This window comes from Mycobacterium sp. E1386, from assembly GCF_001672745.1.
Lineage (GTDB): Bacteria > Actinomycetota > Actinomycetes > Mycobacteriales > Mycobacteriaceae > Mycobacterium.
In genome coordinates, this window is sequence record NZ_LZKH01000083.1 from 17,056 (window position 1) to 34,988 (window position 17,933).

Here is a 17,933-nt window from a genome sequence, read left to right on the forward strand (position 1 = left end):
GCTGGCGTACGGTGACGCCCGTGTCACGTGAAGTCGTCACAATCGGCGTCGACGTCGGCAGCACCGCGGTCAAAGCGGTCGCCGCGGACGCCGACGGTCGGGTGACGGCGCGGGCGCGGATCCCGCACCAGTTGCGGGTGCCTGCGCCGAACCGGCTCGAGCACGACGCCGACGAGGCGTGGCGGCGGGGACCGGTGGCGGCGCTGGAACGGCTGAACCCCGGGCCGAACGTCCGCGCGGTGGCCGTATCGGCGATGGTGCCGTCGCTGACGGCCGTCGACGCCGAGGGCGTGCCGTTGACGCCGGGACTGTTGTACGGCGACGAACGGGGCCGAACACCGGAACAACCGGTGCAGCCGCTGCCCGCCCTGGGCGAGGCCGCCGAGTTCCTGCGCTGGACGGCGGCGCAGGCACCGGACGCGGCCGGGTACTGGCCGGCGCCGGCGGTGGCCAACCACGCCCTTGCGGGCGAGGCGGTGATCGACTTCGCCACCGCCGCGACGGCGTACCCGCTGTTCGACGGGACGGGCTGGAACCCCGAGGCGTGCGCCGAGCGGGGCGCGCGGCCCGAGCAGATGCCGCGGGTGGAGAGCATGGGGGCCGCCGTGGGGGAGGTGCACGGCAGCGGCGCCGCCCTGGGAATCGGCGCGATCGACGCGTTGTGCGAACAGATCGTGGCCGGCGCCGACCGCGACGGCGACGTGCTGGTGCTGTGCGGCACCACCCTGATCGTGTGGACCACCATCGGAGAGCCCCGGCAGGTGCCGGGCCTGTGGACCATCCCGCATACCGCCGCGGGCAAGAGCCAGATCGGCGGGGCGAGCAATGCCGGCGGGTTGTTCCTCGGCTGGGTGGACCGCGTGGTCGCGCCCGGCGACCCGGCCGCGGCGCGGCCCGGGCGGGTGCCGGTGTGGTCGCCCTACATTCGCGGGGAGCGCACCCCGTTCCATGACCCGGATCGCCGGTCCGTGCTCGACGCGCTGGATCTCACCCACGACGCGGCCGCGCTGCGCCGGGCCGCCTACGAGGCGTCGGGCTTTGTGGTCCGTCAGCTCATCGAGCTGAGCGGGGCACCGGTGGCGCGCATCGTCGCCACGGGCGGCGGCACCCGGGTCGCACCGTGGATGCAGGCCATCGCCGACGCCACCGGGCGGCCGGTGGAGGTGTCGGCGGTGCCTGAGGGGGCGGCGCTGGGCGCGGCCTTCCTCGCGCGCATGGCGGCCGGCCTGGAAACATCGATCGCCGACGCCGCCCGGTGGGTCTCCACCGAGCGCGTCGTCGAACCCGATTCCGCCTGGGCCCCCGCGGTCGAGGACCGCTACCAGCGGTTCCTGGAGCTGGGAAAGAACAGATGTAGCGCGCTCCCTCCGGCGGCGTTCTAGGCTGTTGCAATGACCGACCACGATCGCAAAGCCGCCCGTCGCGAGATTGCCGATGCCCTGCTGAAAGCCCTTGAACGGCGGCATGAAATCGCCGACGTCGTGGTGGAGTCCGAGAACAAGGCGGCCGCGGTCGAGGCGATCGTCCGCCTGCTCGACACCTCGCACGTGGCCGCCGAAGCGGTGATGGGGATGTCGTTCGATCAGCTCACCATCGACTCGCGCCGCAAGATCCTGGCCGAACTCGAGGACCTCAACAAGCAGCTCAGCTTCACCCTCGGCGAGCGTCCGGCGAGCTCGGGGGAGACCCTGGAGCTGCGGCCCTTCTCGGCGGAAACCGACCGCGACATCTTCGCCGCGCGCACCCAGGACATGGGAGCCGCCGGCGACGGGTCCGGCGGCCCGGCCGGCAACCTCGACGACGAGATCAGCGCGGCGCTGGGGCGCCTCGACGACGAGGAGGCGGCGTGGTTCGTGGCCGTCGACTCCGGCGAGAAGGTCGGAATGGTGTTCGGCGAGCTGCTCGGCGGGGAGGTCAACGTGCGCATCTGGATCCACCCCGAGCACCGCAAGAAGGGTTACGGCACGGCCGCGCTGCGCAAGTCGCGCACCGAGATGGCCTGGTGCTTCCCCGCCGTGCCGATGGTGGTGCGCGCGCCGTCCGCCAGGCCCGCCTGAGCTAGCTCAGCGTCGCGGTGACGGCGACGATGTTGCGCAGCTGGGACGTCTCGTCGTCCGGGAAGACGAGGCCGTAGTCGGCGAAGTACTCGCGCCGCTGCCGGGTGCTCACCCGCCAACCGCGGCCGGTCAGGTAGTCCACGACGTTGCTGCGCTCCCCTTCGAAGAACAGCCCCGACAGGTCGATGTCGCAGCCCAGGTTTGCCCACCGGTCGTTGAACTGCTGCGCGCGTTCGGTCATCGTGCGGCCGGAGTCGCCGTGGAATTCGGTGGCCAGCTTGCTCCCGGGCGCGCTGAGCTCGGTGATGTTGTCGAAGAGCCGGTCCTGGGCTTCGGGCGGCAGGTACATGAGCAGGCCCTCGGCGCTCCACGATGTCGGTTGCGACGGGTCGAAACCGCTGCGCCGCAACGCTTCCGGCCAATCGTCGCGCAGATCGACGCTGACGGTGCGCCGCTCGGCGGTCGGGGAGACGCCCAGCTCGGTCATGGCGGCGGTCTTGAACTCGACGACTTTGGGTTGATCCACCTCGTAGACCACGCTCCCGGGCGGCCAGCTCAGCCGGTATGCGCGGGCGTCGAGGCCGGCCGCCAGGATCACCGACTGACGGATCCCGTCCCGGGCCGCATTGAGAAAGAAGTCGTCGAAGAAGCGGGTGCGCACCGCGATGGAATCCGTCTCCAGCTGCAGGTCCCGTTCGCCGTCCTCGGCGTCCGCGGGGGCCACTTCACCGTCGACCAGTTGGCGGAAGAATTCCAGGCCGACAGCTCGCACCAGAGGCGCCGCGAACGGGTCGTCGATGATCGGGTCGGCGCCCTCGCTGGCCAGCGCGCGGGCCGCGGCGACCATCGTGGCGGTGGCACCGACGCTGGAGGCCAAGTCCCAACTGTCTTGGTCAGTGCGTGTCATGCTGCTCCCCATTTACTTAGCAAATGCAACGAACCAAGAGCACTCTACGCCCCACGGCTTGCGGCTTCCTGTGCTTTTTATGGGTCGTCCTTGACGGCCCTGGACGGACTTGCCCAGACCAGCTGTTAGTCTCGTACACGGTTTGACGCGCTGCAGATAAGTCGGCCGTACGTCCTGGCCTGCGGGTGTTGGGCGCGTAATGCAGGAAACCCCCCGGCTGCGCAGGAGGAAGAGTGCTTTCGGCTTTCATCTCATCGCTGCGGACAGTCGACCTGAGACGGAAGATCCTCTTCACGCTGGGAATCGTCGTTCTCTATCGGCTGGGCGCTGCTTTGCCGTCCCCTGGCGTCAATTTCCCGAACGTCCAGCAGTGCATCAAGGAGGCCAGCGGCGGCGCGGCCGGGCAGATCTATTCGCTGATCAACCTGTTCTCCGGCGGTGCGCTGCTGAAGCTGACGGTGTTCGCCGTCGGGGTGATGCCCTACATCACCGCCAGCATCATCGTGCAGCTGCTCACGGTGGTCATCCCGCGGTTCGAGGAACTGCGCAAGGAAGGCCAGTCCGGCCAGGCCAAGATGACGCAGTACACCCGCTATCTGGCGATCGCGCTGGCGATCCTGCAGGCGACCAGCATCGTGGCGCTTGCGGCCAACGGCGGGTTGCTGCAGGGCTGCTCGCTGGACATCATCGCCGACCAGAGCATTTTCACGCTCGTCGTCATCGTGATGGTGATGACGGCCGGCGCGGCGCTGGTCATGTGGATGGGCGAGCTGATCACCGAGCGGGGCATCGGTAACGGCATGTCGTTGCTGATCTTCGTCGGCATCGCGGCCCGCATCCCCTCCGAGGGCAAGACCATCCTGGACAGCCGCGGCGGGATGATCTTCGGCGCCGTGTGCGTCGCCGCCCTCGTCATCATCGTCGGCGTGGTGTTCGTCGAGCAGGGGCAGCGCCGCATCCCGGTGCAATACGCCAAGCGCATGGTGGGCCGGCGCATGTACGGCGGAACGTCGACGTACCTGCCGCTCAAGGTCAACCAGGCCGGCGTCATCCCGGTCATCTTCGCGTCGTCGCTCATCTATATTCCGCACCTGATCACGCAGCTGATCCGCAGCGGCAGTGGTGGAGTGGGCAATAGCTGGTGGGACAAGTTCGTCGGAAGTTACCTGTCCGATCCCAGCGATCCGATTTACATCAGCATCTACTTCGGGCTGATCATCTTCTTCACGTACTTCTACGTGTCCATCACTTTCAACCCCGACGAGCGTGCGGACGAGATGAAGAAGTTCGGCGGGTTCATTCCGGGCATCCGGCCGGGCAAGCCCACCGCCGACTACCTGCGTTATGTGCTGAGCCGGATCACCCTGCCCGGCTCGATCTACCTCGGCGCCATCTCCGTGCTGCCCAACTTGTTCCTGCAAATCGGCAATGGCGGAGCGGTTCAGAATTTGCCGTTCGGCGGTACCGCGGTTTTGATCATGATTGGTGTCGGCTTGGATACGGTCAAGCAGATCGAGAGCCAGCTGATGCAGCGCAACTACGAGGGGTTCCTGAAGTGAGAGTCGTTTTGCTGGGCCCGCCGGGGGCGGGTAAGGGAACGCAGGCCCAGAAGCTCTCCGAGAAGCTCGGGATCCCGCACATCTCCACCGGCGAGCTGTTCCGCAGCAACATCGAGAACGGAACCAAACTCGGTCTCGAGGCCAAGCGCTATCTGGACGCCGGCGACCTGGTGCCCTCGGAGTTGACCAACCAGCTCGTCGACGACCGCCTCAGCGATGCCGACGCCGACGCCGGCTTCGTCCTGGACGGGTATCCGCGGTCGACGGAGCAGGCCAAGGCGCTGCACGAAATGCTCGAACGCCGCGGCACCGACATCGACGCGGTGCTGGAGTTCCGCGTCTCGGAGGACGAGCTGCTGCAACGGCTCAAGGCCCGTGGCCGCGCCGACGACACCGACGACGTCATCCTGAACCGGATGAAGGTGTACCGCGACGAGACCGCGCCGCTGCTCGAGTACTACCGCGACGAACTCAAGACCGTCGACGCGATCGGCACCCTCGACGAAGTGTTCGCCCGCGCCCTGCAAGCGCTGGGCAAGTAACGATGAGCGCGCTGGCGCGGCTGCGGAGACACAAAGTCGTTCCGCAGCGCACCGCCGGTGAGCTCGACGCGATGGCGGCGGCGGGGGCGGTGGTCGCGGCCGCGCTGCATGCGGTGCGGGCGGCGGCGGTGCCCGGGGTGTCGACGCTGGGCCTCGATCAGATCGCCGAGTCGGTGATCCGGGAGGCGGGCGCAGTTCCGTCGTTCCTCGGCTATCACGGTTACCCGGCGTCGATCTGCGCGTCGGTCAACGAGCGGGTGGTCCATGGGATTCCGTCGGCCGCAGAGATCTTGGCGCCCGGCGACCTGGTGTCCATCGACTGCGGCGCGATCTTGGAAGGCTGGCACGGTGACGCCGCGATCACGTTCGGCGTCGGCACCCTCGACGCGGCCGACCAGGCGCTCTGCGACGCCACCAGGGAATCGCTGGAGGCCGGGATCGCGGCAATGGTTCCCGGCAACCGGCTGACCGATGTCTCGCACGCCATCGAAACCGGCACGCGCGCGGCGGCCGACCGGCACGGGCGGGCGTTCGGGATCGTGGAGGGCTACGGCGGCCACGGCATCGGGCGGCAAATGCACATGGACCCGTTCCTGCCCAACGAGGGCGCGCCCGGACGCGGCCCGCTCCTGGCCCCCGGGTCGGTGCTGGCGATCGAACCGATGCTGACCCTCGGGACGGGCAAGACCGTGGTGCTCGACGACGCGTGGACCGTCACCACCTCCGACGGCTCCCGTGCGGCACACTGGGAGCACACCGTCGCGGTCACCGACGCCGGTCCGCGCATCCTGACGCTGGCCTAGCCTGCTGCGTCGGCGGGTCGTGGCGATTGAACCGAGCACCCGTTCGACTCGTTTCAGTAGTCGGAGGTGATGGAGTGGCCCGTGTTGCAGGCAATTCGAGGGCGTCCGGGACCGCCGAAGCCGCCCTGATGAAGGCGCTGTACGACGAACACGCAGCGGTTTTGTGGCGTTACGCGCTCCGGCTCACCGGGGATGCGAGCCAGTCCGAGGACGTCGTGCAGGAGACGTTGCTGCGGGCCTGGCAGCATCCGGAGGTCGTCGGGGACACCGAGCGCTCGGCGCGGGCGTGGCTGTTCACCGTCGCGCGCAACATGATCATCGACGACCGGCGGAGCGCACGGTTCCGCAACGTCGTCGGTTCGACGGACGAGGCGGGGGCGCCCGAACGGTCGACGCCGGACGAGGTGAATGCCGCGCTGGACAAGCTGCTGATCGCCGACGCGATGGCGCAGCTGTCCGCCGAGCACCGGGCCGTGGTCGACCGGTCGTACTACCGCGGCTGGACCACCGCGCAGATTGCTGCAGACCTCGGGATCGCGGAAGGAACGGTGAAGTCGCGATTACACTACGCCGTGCGGGCGTTGCGACTCACTCTGCAGGAACTCGGAGTTACCCGGTGAGGGGCTCCGAATGCTTGAAGGGTGCTGGGGAAAATGGATGACATGAAGACGCCGCTGCGGGGCATCGGGCCGCCGGACGACCCGTACGTGATGTGGGATGCCGCATACGTGTTGGGCTCGTTGTCGGCGGTGGAGCGACGCGAATTCGAGGCGCACCTGGCGCACTGCCCGGCGTGCCGGGAGGCCGTCGCCGACTTGAGCGGCGTGCCTGCGCTGCTCTCGCAGCTCGGCCCGGACGAGGTGGCGGCGATCAACGACTCCGGCCCGGCCGCCGGGTTGTCGGCGACACCGGAGATGTCGCCGGAGCTGCTGACGTCGTTGCTAGCCAAGGTGAGCTGGCGCCGGCGCCGCACGCGGATAGTGACCTGGGTGGCCTCATCGGCCGCGGCGGTGGTGCTGGCGATCGGCGTGTTCGTCGGGGTGCAGGGGTATTCCTCGTCCCCGTCGCAGCAGGTGACCGCGTCATCGGCGCCGATGGCGCAGGTGGGCACCACCCTGCTGGCCTCGACGGTCGAGCTGTCCAGCCAGCACTGGGGGACCTCCATCAACTTGCGGTGCGTGTGCCTGGCCCCGCTCAACGCGCACCACGACACGCTGGCGATGGTCGTGGTGGGCCGCGACGGCAGCCAGACCCGGCTGGCGACCTGGGTGGCCGTACCCGGCCACACCGCGACGCCCGCGGGGAGCATCTCGACACCGGTCGACCAGATCGCGGCCGTTCAGGTGGTGGCCGCCGATAGCGGCCAGGTTCTGTTGCAGCGTTCGCTCTAGGGGTCGGGGGCTGCGGTGTCTGGCCACGGGCGTCCACTGCGGGCGCTGGTGGTGGGCGCCGGCGTCGGCGGGATCGCCGTTGCCCGCGGCTTGTCGCGGGACGGGCACGACGTCACCGTCTTCGAGCGTCGACCCGAAGTGCGGGCGGCCGGCGGTGCCGTGACGATCTGGTCCAACGGCGAGACGGTGCTCCGGCAGCTGGGCGTCGACATGGACCGGGCCGGTCAACTGCTGTCGACCGTACGGGCCGTGACCGCCACGGGCCATCCGCTCGCCACGCTCGACGTGTCCGCGATGGCGGCTCGGCTGGGCGCGCCGGTCCGGATGGTTCCGCGCCGGGTCCTGCTAGAGCGGTTGCTGGACGGCTTTCCGGCCGACCGCATCCGATGCGGGGCCCGCGCGATCTCGTTGGCCGCCACGGGCGACGCCGTGCGGGTCGAGTTCGACGACGGCAGCTGGGCCGAGGGAGACCTGTTGATCGGCGCCGACGGCCTGCACTCGATGGTCCGGGACAACGTCGGCGGGCGGCAGGCCAAACCCACCGGCTGGTGCAGTTGGCAGGGGCTGATTGCCCTTGCGGACATCCCGGACAAGCACACCGCGCTCATGGTCATCGGCGAGCGCGGAAACCTCGGCCTGTGGCCGGCCGGGGGCTCCGAGGTGCAGTGGTGGTTCGACCTGCCGTGGTCGTACGACTTCGTGCGACCGCAACGTCCGATCGAGACGCTCCGGACCCACTTCGCCGGGTGGTCGGAAGCCGTCGACCGGGTGCTGGCGGCCCTGACCGACGATGATCTGGCGCACTCGCCGTATCCGCATTTCCGGCATCCGATGGCCCCGGCGGGCCGGGGCCCGGTGACGTTGCTCGGCGATGCCGCCCACACGATGCCGCCCACCCTGGCGCAGGGGACCAACCAGGCGCTGCTCGACACCATGGTGCTCTGCAAGGCGCTGTCGGCTCTTCGGGGCGGCGCCGCCAAAGGCGACGTGCCGAGCGCGCTGCGCTGGTATGAGAAGACCCGACGGCGCAAGGTGATGGCCGTGTCCAGGGTGGCAGCACTGCCGGTCTCGCACGGCGAGTTGGTGCTGCGGCCCGCCGGCCTGATCCCCGACCGGCTGCAGGCCGGCGCACTGACGATGTTTCTGCGCTGGACGAGTCACCCGCGGATGTGCGCGGAGATCAGCCGGGAACTGCGAGCGGCGACGATCAGCCGGTCCAGTCCATGAACGACGAAATCATCAGGGTCAGAGGCGAATTCGATGCGCCCTCCCGCTGGCTCTGGCTGTTGAAGTGGTGCGTGCTGGCATTCCCGCACTACCCGATCCTGATCGGGCTCTACCTGATATATCCGCTGTCGACCGTCGTGGCCGGCGTCGCCATTCTGTTCACCGGGCGGTATCCGCGGCCCATCTTCGACTTCAATGTCGGCGTGCTGCGCTGGTCGTGGCGCGTGATGAATTTCCGGTTCCCGATGAACAGCACGGACAGGTACCCGCCCTTCACGCTGGCGTCGCGGCCGGACTACCCGGGCGATCTGCAGGTCGACTATCCCGAGCGGCTGAAGAACTGGGCCGTGCTGGTGAAGTGGCTGCTGGCCGTGCCGCAGATCCTGCTCTGCTGGTCGATGGAGCCGCTGCTGCAGCTGCTGTGCGTGATCGCCGCGGTCGGGTTGTTGTGTACGGGGACCATCCCGACGGGCATGTTCGATCTTCTGCTGGGCATCGTTCGATGGCGCTATCGGGTGGCCGTGTACGTGTCCCTGATGCGTGACGAATACCCGCCGTTCCGAATGGATTTGGGCGCCAGTGACGCGTCGTAACCCCTTCTTCCCGTACGTGTACAGATTCGGCCAGCCGGTTTTCGACCGGCTCTTCTATCACCGCTATCGCCGCGAGGCGCTCAGCCACGCAAGGGGCCGGCTGCTGATGCTCGGGTTGGGTCCGGGCACCGACTTGAAATTCCTGCCCGCCGCGGTGACGACGGTCGCCGCCGTGGAGCCGGAGGCGCCGTTCCGGCGGATGGCGTCCCGGCTTGCCCATCGCCGCGGCATCGCCGTCGACATCGTCGAGGGAACCGGCGAATCGATTCCGTTCCCGGACAACGCTTTCGACTCGGTACACATCGGGCTGGTGCTCTGCTCGGTCGACGACGTGGCCGCCACGCTCGGCGAGATCCGCCGCGTGCTCGCTCCCGGGGGCCGGCTGGTGGTGCTCGAGCATGTCCGCGGCGAAGGCGCAATGGGCCGGTTCCAGGACCTGGTGGCCAGGCCGTGGTCGTGGCTGGCCGCCGGCTGCGAGCCGAACCGCCGAACCCTGGATTCCATCGCCGCGGCCGGGTTCGACACGACGGAGCTGCGCACCATTCCGCGCACGCCGGTGCCCTTCCCGTGCAAGCCCCATTTGCAGGGGTTCGCCATCCTCACTCCACGCTGAGTGCCTCGATGATGTTCAGCCGCGCCGCGCGCCGGGCGGGTGGCAGCGAGCCGAGCAGGCAGATCGCCAGCGCACCTGCGGTGAACGCCAGGGGCAGCGGGCTCAGGCGGAAGCCGACCTGGAAATTCATGATCTCCCCGCTGATGAGGCTGAACAGCCACTGGTCGGTCAGGCCGAACAGCAGCCCCAAAACGCCGCCGACGAAACCGATTCCGGCCGCCTCGGCCAGGACCGTCCGCAGGGTGAACCGCCGGCTGGACCCCATGGCCCGCAGCACACCGATCTCGCGGCGGCGTTCCAGCACCGACAGTGTCAGCGTGTTGAGCAGCGCGACGGCCGCCACCGCCACGACGATGACCCACACGGCGTTGGCGATGAACATGCTCTGATGCAGCGGGGCTTCCAGCCCCGCCAGCGCGGTGCGGCCGTCGTACACGTGGTTGGGCGCGGGCACCACGTGGCGCACCTCCGTCAACAGGCGCCGCGGGTCCACCCCCGGGGCCGCGGTGATCTGCAGGGTCGTCGCCGCCGGGCGATCGAACCACGCCCGCATGTGCCCGAGGTCGATTCCGACCGTTCCGATCACTGTCGAGAAGAACGGCACCAGGGCCAGCACCGGCGTCTGCCGCGGACCGTGTGGCGTCTGCAGTTGCAGCCGATCGCCGGTGCGGACGTGCAAAGTGGCGCCCAGATTCTGCGTGAGCACCACGCCGCGGCCGGCCAGAACGTCGGCGCGCACCCGTTCGTCGAGCGCGCGGAACAGCGAATCGTGGGTCCCGTCGGAGAAGCCGTCGAGCAGGACGCGCGTACCCCCGACGACGGCGAACCCGAACGCGCCCTCGGTCACCCGCGCCACCCCGGGCGCCGCGGCCACCTTTTCCGAAAGGCCTTGCGGCAGTGCGTCGGTGGGGTAACTGTCGGGAGGGTTGGCGCTCACCCACACGTCGGCGCCGGCGGCGGGAGCGAATATGGCACGGGCCGAGCGGATCATGTCGGCGTTGGTGCCGGTGATCACCACGGTGGTGACCACCCCGATCAGGACGGTCATCACGGTGGCCCACACGCGCCGCGGGGCGCGTTCGATGGTGGCCGCCGCGAGTGCCCCGAACGGTCCGAAGACGCGAGCCAACGCGGCCGTGGCCGCGACGATGGGTGCGGCGAGCGCGAACCCGAGCGCGATCTCGGCGCTCAGCAGGGCGGCCATCGCGGCGAACGCCAAGGTGCCGCGTTGGCCGAGGACCACCCAGATGGCCACCGCGAAAACCGCGACGGCGCCCACACCGGCGGCGACCCGCAGCCAGCGGGGCACGACGTCCGCCGTGGACGCCCCGACCGGCGCCAGCGCTTCGATCGGCGCGACCTTGTACACCTGCCGCGCGGCCATCGCCGAGGCGACCACGCTGGTAAGCGCCGTGGCCGCGAGCGCCAGTGGGATCGCGTAACCGGGCAGCCAGTACTGGACGCGGGCCTCGAGGCCCTGGGTCATCGCCGGGGGCAAGCGGCCAATGGCCATGCGGCCGGCCAGGATTCCGATGCCCGAGCCGATGGCGCCGCCGAGCAGTCCGAGTATCGCCGCCTCGCCCAGCATGTCGCCGACGATGGTGACGCGCCGGCCGCCGATCGCGCGCAGCATCGAGATGACCGGCCGGCGCTGGGCGATCGCCATGGTCATCGTGGTGTAGATCAGAAACGCGCCGACCACCAACGCGACCGCGGCACCAAGCAGGGCCATGTAATTCATCAACCTGACACCGTCACCGGCCCGGGCCGCCCGCAGGCTCGGAGCGGCGACGATGGCGCGGCCGTGCACCGCGGCGGTGACCGCGGCCCCGACAACGTCCGCGTCGGCGCCCGGTTTGGTGGTGATCAGGATCGAGTCGAGCTGCCCGGGGCGGCCGGTGACGTTCTGCGCCAACGCAAGTGGGGCAAGCACGTAGTGCCCGCCGTTGAGGTCGGCGAACTGCTTGTCCGCGAGCACCTCGCTGACCGTGACCGAGCCCGAGCCCAGTTGCAGCGTCTGGCCTTTCGCATATCCGACCCGCGGCCCGACCTGGACCCCGTTCGGCGTCGAGGACAGCGCCTGCACCGGCCGGGTGACCGCGTCCTTCAGGGCGCCGCCCAGTGCCGCGGTGCTCGCGTCCGCACCGAACAGCAGCACCGGTCCCGTCGCCGTCGACGCGGAGGTCCGGATCATCGGCGCCGCGGTCGCGACGCCGGGAACCGCGGACACGTCGGCCAATATCGTGTCGGGGAATCCGGCGTCGGTGATGCCCGACACCTCGAGCGCGGCCACGCCGGCGACCCCGTCGGCCAGCCGGTTGACCGACCCGCTGATCGAACCGAAGATGCCGAATATCGCGACCAAATACATTGCGGAAACCGCCATTACGGCGATCGACGCGAGCGTGCGGCGGCGATGCACGGCGAGCTCACGCAGGCTGAACACGCGCAGTCGGCTGGCCGCCGCCGAGAGTTTCACGCAGGGACCGCCGGTACGTCCGAACCGACGCGGCCGTCCTGCAGCGTGATCACCCGATCGGTCGCCGCGGCGGCGTCCGCATTGTGGGTCACCATCACCACGAGCCGGCCGCGGCCGGCTTCGTGTGCCACCCCGGCGAGCAGCTCCAGGATCGAGGCGCCGGTCGCGGAGTCGAGGTTGCCGGTGGGCTCGTCGGCGAGGATGAGCGGCGGGTCCATCATCAACGCGCGCGCCACCGCGACGCGCTGCATCTGGCCGCCGGACAGTTCCGCCGGCCGGTGCTCGGTCCGGTCGCCGAGCCCGACGCGGTCCAGCAACCGAATCGCATCCGGTTTGACCCTGCCCAGCCGGACACCGTCGAGCAGTTTGGGCACCGCGACGTTCTCCCACGCCGACAAGGTCGGCAACAGGTTGAAAAACTGGAAGATGAAACCCACCCGATGGTGGCGGAACTCCGACTGCTCCTCGTCGCCCAGGCGGCCGATCTCCTCGCCGTCGAACATGATCGAGCCGGAATCGGGAGAGTCCAGCGCACCGAGCAGGTGAAGCAGCGTGCTCTTACCCGCGCCGGAGGGTCCGACCACCGACACGAACTGACCGTCCCCGAGGCGAAGGCTGATCCCGTCGAGTGCCCGGACCGTTTGACCGCCGACCCGATATTCGCGCACCACGTTGCGCAGTTCGATGGTCATCTAGACACCACGAAGGCCGGCGGCACGCGGTTCACCCGCCGGGGTGAACCGATCAAGTGCCGGCCTCGTGTCTGAAGACATGTCCGGCAAGTACCGGGTGGTCGATCACATCGTCGGGCACCTCGCGTCGCTCGGGGTGGACCACCTCTTCGGCGTCGACGGCGCCAACATCGAGGATCTGTACGACGCCGCGCAGTTCCGGCCGGAACTCACCGCGGTGCTGGCCAAGCATGAGTTCTCGGCGGCCACCATGGCCGACGGGTACAGCCGCAGCGGTGCCGGGCTGGGCGTGGTGGCGGCGACGTCGGGTGGGGGAGCGCTGAACCTCGTCGCCGGTCTGGGCGAGTCGTTCGCGAGCCGGGTTCCGGTGCTGGCCCTGGTCGGCCAGCCCGCGACCACGATGGACGGACAGGGCAGTTTCCAGGACACCAGCGGCCGCAATGGATCGCTGGATGCCCGCGCGCTGTTCTCGGCGGTGTCGGTGTTTTGCGAGCGGCTGGTCTCTCCGACGGACGTCCTGTCGGCGTTGCCCAGGGCGATCCGCGCGGCGCGCGCCGGGGGCCCGGCGGTGTTGTTGCTGCCCAAGGACATTCAGCAGGCTTTCATCGCCGTCGACGGCAGCGCCGAGCAGTTGCATTTCAGCGCGTCGATCGGCGACCCGCATCCCATCGCCCGGGAACTGCGCCGGACGACCGGTCAGGTCACGATCATCGCCGGCGAGCAGGTGGCCCGCGACGACGCCCGGGCCGAACTCGAGGACCTGCGCGCGCTGCTGCGCGCGCGGGTGGCCACCGTCCCAGACGCCAAAGACGTCGCCGGCACGCCGGGTTTCGGCTCGTCGTCGGCCGTCGGCGTGACCGGCGTCATGGGCCACCCGAGCGTGGCCGAAACGCTGGCCGCCAGCGCCCTGTGCCTGATCGTCGGCACCCGGCTCACGGTAACCGCGCGCGGCGGCCTGGACGACGCACTGGCGGCGGTGCGGACGGTATCGATCGGGTCGGCGCGGCCCTATCTGCACTGCACACACGTGCACACCGACGACCTGCGTGGCTCGCTGCGCCTGCTGACCCAGGCACTGCGCGGTCACGGACGCCCGAACGGCGTGCGGGTACCCGATCTGGTGCCGCGCACCGAACTGACGCCCAAGGACTGCGACGGGCCGGGCGTGCGGTACCGCGACGCCATGGCGGTACTGGACCGTGCCCTGCCCGACGGGGCCGACATCGTCGTCGACGCCGGCAACACCGGCGCGGCAGCGATCCACTACCTGCCGGCCCGGCGCGGCGGCAGGTTCGTCGCCGCGCTCGGGATGGGCGGCATGGGCTACAGCTTCGGGGCCGGGATCGGCATGGCGTTCGGACGCGCTAACGGCGGCCGGCAGAGCGGCCGCACCGTGGTGATCGCCGGGGACGGTGCCTTTTTCATGCACGGACTCGAGGTGCACACCGCGCTGCAGTACCGGCTTCCCGTGACGTTCGTGTTGTTCAACAACAACGCCCACGCGATGTGCGTGACCCGTGAACAGCTGTTCTACCAGAACCGCTACAGCTACAACCGTTTCCTGCCCAGCGCGCTGGGAACCGGTCTGGCCGCGATGTTTCCCGGGCTGACATCGGTCGATGTCAGTGACCCCGCCCAACTTGCCGCGGCGCTTCGGGTGGCGCTGGACATCGAGGGCCCGGCGGTCGTCAGCGTCGAATGCGATGCTGACGAAATCCCGCCGTTTGCACCATTTCTCACCGCGCTGTCAGGCAGCGCGGCTGCCACAGAACAGGTTCCGACCGCAAAGGAGAACCGGGCCGATGTCGCTGCCAGCGCTTGAGGACATCCCCACTCCCATCGACGGGGTGGTCCGCATCGAAACCAGCCCGCGGGAGAAGGCGACCCCGATCATCATGGAGATGATGCGGTCGGTCTACCCGCACGACCAGGTCTTCGGGGAGTACTGCACGGTCAACGATTACGTTGCGTGCCCGCCCGATGAGTTGTACGAATACCTGGCCGACACCCGCAGCCTCGAGGAGTGGACGTACAGCCTGCGCGGTTTCACGCCCACCGACTCACCCGGCCTGTGGCTGGCCTACGACCGGCTCGGCTCGGAGACCGAGATCTACACCCGGACCGTCGCCAACGCGGCGGCGCGGACCGTCGACTACCACTGCGCATGGGACCAGGGCAAGCACCTGTGGATGATCTATCTGATGCGCGTCGTCGACGCACAGGTGGTCCTCGACAAGCCGGGATCGGTTGTGCTGTGGACGAACTGCCACCACCCGTTCTATGACAAGAACCCGTACCCGGAGACCGCGCCGGCGCAGCGGCCGGTGTGGGTGGGCGACTTCTGGGACATGTTCGGCGCCGGTCACGCGCTGGAGCTGCAGAACCTCAAGGCGATCGCCGAATACCGGCACCGCAACGGCCTTCCGGTGACGCCGAAATGGATGAGGTAGCAACATGAGCCAACCGAGCGTCAGCCTGATCGACGTTTCCACCTATCTGCCCGGCGAGCCGATCGGCGCCGACTACTACGCGCAATTCGCCGAATCCGACGACCTGCGCGAGAACGTGATGTTCCGCGCCCCGAAGTTCCGCCACCACGTCGGGCCGGACGAGAGTTCGATCGACATGATCGAACACGCGGCGCAGGGCCTGATCGAGCGGCACGGCCAGGACGTGGTCGAGGGAGCCGACGTGCTCATCACCCACACCCAGGTGCCGGACATGGCCTTCTACGGGCAAGGCGGCGGCATCGCGCACCGGCTGGGCATGCGGCCGTCCTGGGTGCTCGACCTCAACAACGGCGGCTGCGCGGCGTTCGTGTTGGCACTCAACGTGGCTCGCAAACTGCTGGCCGCCGGGGACGGGCACACCGCGCTGATCGCCATCGCACAGAACGCGGCCGGACAGTTCTTCGATCAGCCGACCATCCGCCGCAAGGCCCAGTCCGCGGTGCCCGGGGACGGCGCGGCGCTGGGTTTGGTCACGCGGGGCGACCAATCGCCCATCCTCGACGTCGAGTGCCGCACCTACGGTGAATACGCCGGCGAGATGACGCTGTCCTACGACCCGCCCCGCAAGTGGTGGCAGGCCGGGGCCGGCGAGGGCAGCATCGGCTTCACCGAAAGCAAGATCACCAAGGTGCTGGCCCGCGGCAACCGGCAGGTCCCCGAGGTGGCGCTGGCGGTGTGCGATCGAATAGGCCTGCCCGCCAAGGACATCGACCTGCTCGTCACCAACCAACCGAACCGGGTGTTCCTGCGCAACTGGCGTGAGGCCCTCGAGTTGCCCGAGTCGAGACACCGCGACACTTTTGATGAGTGCGGCAACCTGTTCGGCGCCGGCATCCCGATCAACCTGGACCGCGCGATCTCCGATGGGCAGGTCGAGGCCGGGGACGTCATCATGATGGCCGCGTTCGCGCATGCCGGCGACTTCGCCGGTGCGGCGGCGGTACGCTGGGGCGGGCGAGGGTGATGCAGCCCGTCCCTAGCCCGGTGGACGGTGGCGGCTGCGACGCGCTGCCCGACGCGGTGGACCCGTTCGCGTTGTCGCTTAACGAGAATCCATTCCCCCCGCTGTCGGCGGTGCGGTCGGCGTTGATGCGGTCCGTTCACGCCGTCAACCGCTACCCCGAGTTCGTGCCCGAGCGGCTGCGCGGCGTGATCGCCGACCACATCGGGGTTCCCACCGACCGGGTGGTGCCGGGCGCCGGCGCGACGGGCGTCGTGCTGCTGGCCCTGCAGGCGCTGACCACGCCGGGCGACACGGTGGCGATGGCGGCGCCCACCTTTGACGGCTACCCGATCCTCGCGCGGATGGCGCGACTGAAGACGCGGACGGTTCCCCTGGACGCGCAGGGTCACCAGGACCTCGACGGGCTGGCCCGCGCCGCCGCCGATGCCCGGGTCGTCGTCCTGTGCCGGCCGCACAATCCCACCGGGACGATCGAGTCCGCGGCCGCCGTCTCGGCGTTCCTGCGCCGCGTGCCGCGCGAGACCGTCGTGCTGCTCGACGAGGCGTACATCGAGTTCACCGCGCCCGAGCACCGCATCGCGGTGTCGGCGTTGGTCACCCGCTTCCCGAATGTGGTGGTGGTACGGACCTTCTCCAAGGCCTACGGTTTGGCGGGGCTGCGGATCGGTTACGGCGTGGCGGCGCGGGAACTGGCCGCCGCGCTGTGGTCCCATCAGCTGCCGTTCGGCGCCCCGATCACCAGTCTGGTCGCGGTCGCCGCGTCCTACGCCGCGGAAGACCAACTGCTGCACCGGGTCCGGATGATCAACGCCGAACGCTGTTATCTGCGGATGCGCCTCGGCGCGCTGGGGGTCGACACGACGGACGCGCACGCCAACTTCATGTACCTGCCCCCGAGGGGTGGGCCGTGGCATGAGGTTTTCGTCGACGACCGGCTACGGGTGCGGTGCTACCCGGACGGCGGCGCGCGGATCACCGTGGGCAATCGCGCCTCGACACTGGCGGTGCTCGCGGCGCTGGGGAAAGGCCACGCTCGCGCGCCAAGTGCGGTATGAAGGGGCGTGGCCGCCTCACGACCGCCGAAGCGTGATCCGATCGCCGCGGCGCGCGACAACTGGGAGCGCTCCGGTTGGAGCGATGTGGCGCAGGGCATGGTCGCGGTGACCTCGGTGATGCGGGCGCACCAGATCCTGCTGGCCCGCGTCGAGACGGCGTTGCGCCCCTACGACCTGAGTTTCTCCCGCTACGAGTTGCTGCGCCTGCTGGCGTTCAGCCGGACCGGCGCGCTGCCGATCACCAAGGCCTCCGATCGGCTGCAGGTCCACGTCACGAGCGTGACGCATGCGATCCGTCGGCTGGAAGCCGACGGGCTGGTGCAGCGGGTGCCGCACCCCACCGATGGGCGCACCACGCTGGTGCAGATCACCGACCTGGGCCGCTCGACGGTCGAGGACGCCACCGTGACCCTCAACGATCAGGTGTTCGCCGACATCGGGATGTCCGAAGCCGAAGCGCGGGCGCTGGTTTCATCGATCGAAACGCTGCGCCGCGATGCGGGCGACTTCTGAATCGCTCGCCTGGGTCACATCCGTCCCA

17 protein-coding genes and 1 pseudogene are annotated in these 17,933 nt (G+C 69.4%); 15 read left to right on the plus strand and 3 right to left on the minus strand.

The features are described 5' to 3' along the window. The first annotated feature begins 20 nt into the window (after positions 1-20). Entirely contained in the window at positions 21-1,382 is a 1,362-nt protein-coding gene (locus A5709_RS09570; protein ID WP_067950744.1) for an FGGY-family carbohydrate kinase, read from the plus strand. A 9-nt stretch (positions 1,383-1,391) separates the two neighbouring features. After that, the gene (locus A5709_RS09575) at positions 1,392-2,057 is read left to right on the plus strand and encodes a GNAT family N-acetyltransferase (protein ID WP_067950640.1); all 666 of its coding nucleotides are present in this window, start codon (positions 1,392-1,394) and stop codon (positions 2,055-2,057) included. Between the two features lies 1 nt (position 2,058). On the opposite strand, the gene A5709_RS09580 is transcribed toward A5709_RS09575, so the two are convergent. Beyond that, positions 2,059-2,964 carry a class I SAM-dependent methyltransferase gene (locus tag A5709_RS09580; protein ID WP_067950642.1) on the minus strand — a complete coding sequence of 302 codons (906 nt, stop codon included), beginning with the start codon at positions 2,962-2,964 and terminating at the stop codon, positions 2,059-2,061. 233 nt (positions 2,965-3,197) lie between these two features. Between A5709_RS09580 and secY the strand changes: the two genes are divergently transcribed. The 8 genes from secY (at position 3,198) to A5709_RS09620 (ending at position 9,692) form a co-directional block, all read left to right on the plus strand. Beyond that, positions 3,198-4,523 carry a preprotein translocase subunit SecY gene (secY, locus tag A5709_RS09585; protein WP_067950644.1) on the plus strand — a complete coding sequence of 442 codons (1,326 nt, stop codon included), beginning with the start codon at positions 3,198-3,200 and terminating at the stop codon, positions 4,521-4,523. Beyond that, positions 4,520-5,065 carry an adenylate kinase gene (locus A5709_RS09590; RefSeq protein WP_067950646.1) on the plus strand — a complete coding sequence of 182 codons (546 nt, stop codon included), beginning with the start codon at positions 4,520-4,522 and terminating at the stop codon, positions 5,063-5,065. Before secY ends, A5709_RS09590 begins: the two co-directional genes overlap by 4 nt. A gap of 2 nt (positions 5,066-5,067) precedes the next feature. Next, the gene (map, locus tag A5709_RS09595) at positions 5,068-5,868 is read left to right on the plus strand and encodes a type I methionyl aminopeptidase (RefSeq protein WP_067950648.1); all 801 of its coding nucleotides are present in this window, start codon (positions 5,068-5,070) and stop codon (positions 5,866-5,868) included. 74 nt (positions 5,869-5,942) lie between these two features. Further along, the gene (locus A5709_RS09600; protein WP_082953377.1) at positions 5,943-6,488 is read left to right on the plus strand and encodes a sigma-70 family RNA polymerase sigma factor; all 546 of its coding nucleotides are present in this window, start codon (positions 5,943-5,945) and stop codon (positions 6,486-6,488) included. A gap of 42 nt (positions 6,489-6,530) precedes the next feature. After that, the gene (locus A5709_RS09605) at positions 6,531-7,259 is read left to right on the plus strand and encodes an anti-sigma factor (protein ID WP_156673286.1); all 729 of its coding nucleotides are present in this window, start codon (positions 6,531-6,533) and stop codon (positions 7,257-7,259) included. 15 nt (positions 7,260-7,274) lie between these two features. Then, positions 7,275-8,486, plus strand: coding sequence for an NAD(P)/FAD-dependent oxidoreductase (locus A5709_RS09610; RefSeq protein ID WP_067950654.1), 1,212 nt, complete (start codon positions 7,275-7,277; stop codon positions 8,484-8,486). Beyond that, positions 8,483-9,079 carry a DUF4389 domain-containing protein gene (locus A5709_RS09615; RefSeq protein WP_067950656.1) on the plus strand — a complete coding sequence of 199 codons (597 nt, stop codon included), beginning with the start codon at positions 8,483-8,485 and terminating at the stop codon, positions 9,077-9,079. The genes A5709_RS09610 and A5709_RS09615 overlap by 4 nt, the downstream gene beginning before the upstream one ends. Further along, on the plus strand, positions 9,066-9,692 hold the full coding sequence (locus A5709_RS09620; RefSeq protein WP_068119641.1) for a class I SAM-dependent methyltransferase: 627 nt from the start codon (positions 9,066-9,068) through the stop codon (positions 9,690-9,692). The genes A5709_RS09615 and A5709_RS09620 overlap by 14 nt, the downstream gene beginning before the upstream one ends. Here A5709_RS09620 and A5709_RS09625 read toward each other — a convergent pair. Beyond that, positions 9,679-12,078 (minus strand): ABC transporter permease, encoded by a 2,400-nt coding sequence (locus A5709_RS09625; protein WP_231986949.1) that lies wholly within the window; start codon positions 12,076-12,078, stop codon positions 9,679-9,681. The genes A5709_RS09620 and A5709_RS09625 overlap by 14 nt on opposite strands. Positions 12,079-12,167: 89 nt before the next feature. Beyond that, a complete protein-coding gene (locus A5709_RS09630) occupies positions 12,168-12,863 on the minus strand; it encodes an ABC transporter ATP-binding protein (RefSeq protein ID WP_068119645.1) in 696 nt (231 codons plus the stop codon). 79 nt (positions 12,864-12,942) lie between these two features. Here A5709_RS09630 and A5709_RS09635 point away from each other — a divergent pair, with 79 nt between their 5' ends. From A5709_RS09635 to A5709_RS09655, 5 genes and pseudogenes are all read left to right on the plus strand, one after another. Further along, positions 12,943-14,685 (plus strand): thiamine pyrophosphate-binding protein, encoded by a 1,743-nt coding sequence (locus A5709_RS09635; protein ID WP_068119647.1) that lies wholly within the window; start codon positions 12,943-12,945, stop codon positions 14,683-14,685. After that, on the plus strand, positions 14,666-15,313 hold the full coding sequence (locus A5709_RS09640; RefSeq protein ID WP_068010895.1) for a hypothetical protein: 648 nt from the start codon (positions 14,666-14,668) through the stop codon (positions 15,311-15,313). The genes A5709_RS09635 and A5709_RS09640 overlap by 20 nt, the downstream gene beginning before the upstream one ends. Positions 15,314-15,317: 4 nt before the next feature. Next, entirely contained in the window at positions 15,318-16,337 is a 1,020-nt protein-coding gene (locus tag A5709_RS09645) for a 3-oxoacyl-ACP synthase III family protein (RefSeq protein ID WP_068010893.1), read from the plus strand. Beyond that, positions 16,337-17,501 (plus strand): annotated as a pseudogene (locus A5709_RS09650) (histidinol-phosphate transaminase). Before A5709_RS09645 ends, A5709_RS09650 begins: the two are co-directional and overlap by 1 nt. After that, entirely contained in the window at positions 17,399-17,905 is a 507-nt protein-coding gene (locus A5709_RS09655) for a MarR family transcriptional regulator (protein WP_067950670.1), read from the plus strand. The pseudogene A5709_RS09650 and the gene A5709_RS09655 overlap by 103 nt, the downstream one beginning before the upstream one ends. Positions 17,906-17,933: the final 28 nt, after the last annotated feature.

What these genes read in the sequence shown, in the direction of transcription:
- A5709_RS09575 (WP_067950640.1), top strand. Translation starts at nt 1,392, where the DNA reads ATGACCGACCACGATCGCAAAGCCGCCCGTCGCGAGATTGCCGATGCC.
- A5709_RS09580 (WP_067950642.1), bottom strand. Translation starts at nt 2,964, where the DNA reads ATGACACGCACTGACCAAGACAGTTGGGACTTGGCCTCCAGCGTCGGT.
- map (WP_067950648.1), top strand. Translation starts at nt 5,068, where the DNA reads ATGAGCGCGCTGGCGCGGCTGCGGAGACACAAAGTCGTTCCGCAGCGC.
- A5709_RS09605 (WP_156673286.1), top strand. Translation starts at nt 6,531, where the DNA reads ATGAAGACGCCGCTGCGGGGCATCGGGCCGCCGGACGACCCGTACGTG.
- A5709_RS09615 (WP_067950656.1), top strand. Translation starts at nt 8,483, where the DNA reads ATGAACGACGAAATCATCAGGGTCAGAGGCGAATTCGATGCGCCCTCC.
- A5709_RS09625 (WP_231986949.1), bottom strand. Translation starts at nt 12,078, where the DNA reads ATGGCGGTTTCCGCAATGTATTTGGTCGCGATATTCGGCATCTTCGGT.
- A5709_RS09630 (WP_068119645.1), bottom strand. Translation starts at nt 12,863, where the DNA reads ATGACCATCGAACTGCGCAACGTGGTGCGCGAATATCGGGTCGGCGGT.
- A5709_RS09635 (WP_068119647.1), top strand. Translation starts at nt 12,943, where the DNA reads ATGTCCGGCAAGTACCGGGTGGTCGATCACATCGTCGGGCACCTCGCG.
- A5709_RS09640 (WP_068010895.1), top strand. Translation starts at nt 14,666, where the DNA reads ATGTCGCTGCCAGCGCTTGAGGACATCCCCACTCCCATCGACGGGGTG.
- A5709_RS09645 (WP_068010893.1), top strand. Translation starts at nt 15,318, where the DNA reads ATGAGCCAACCGAGCGTCAGCCTGATCGACGTTTCCACCTATCTGCCC.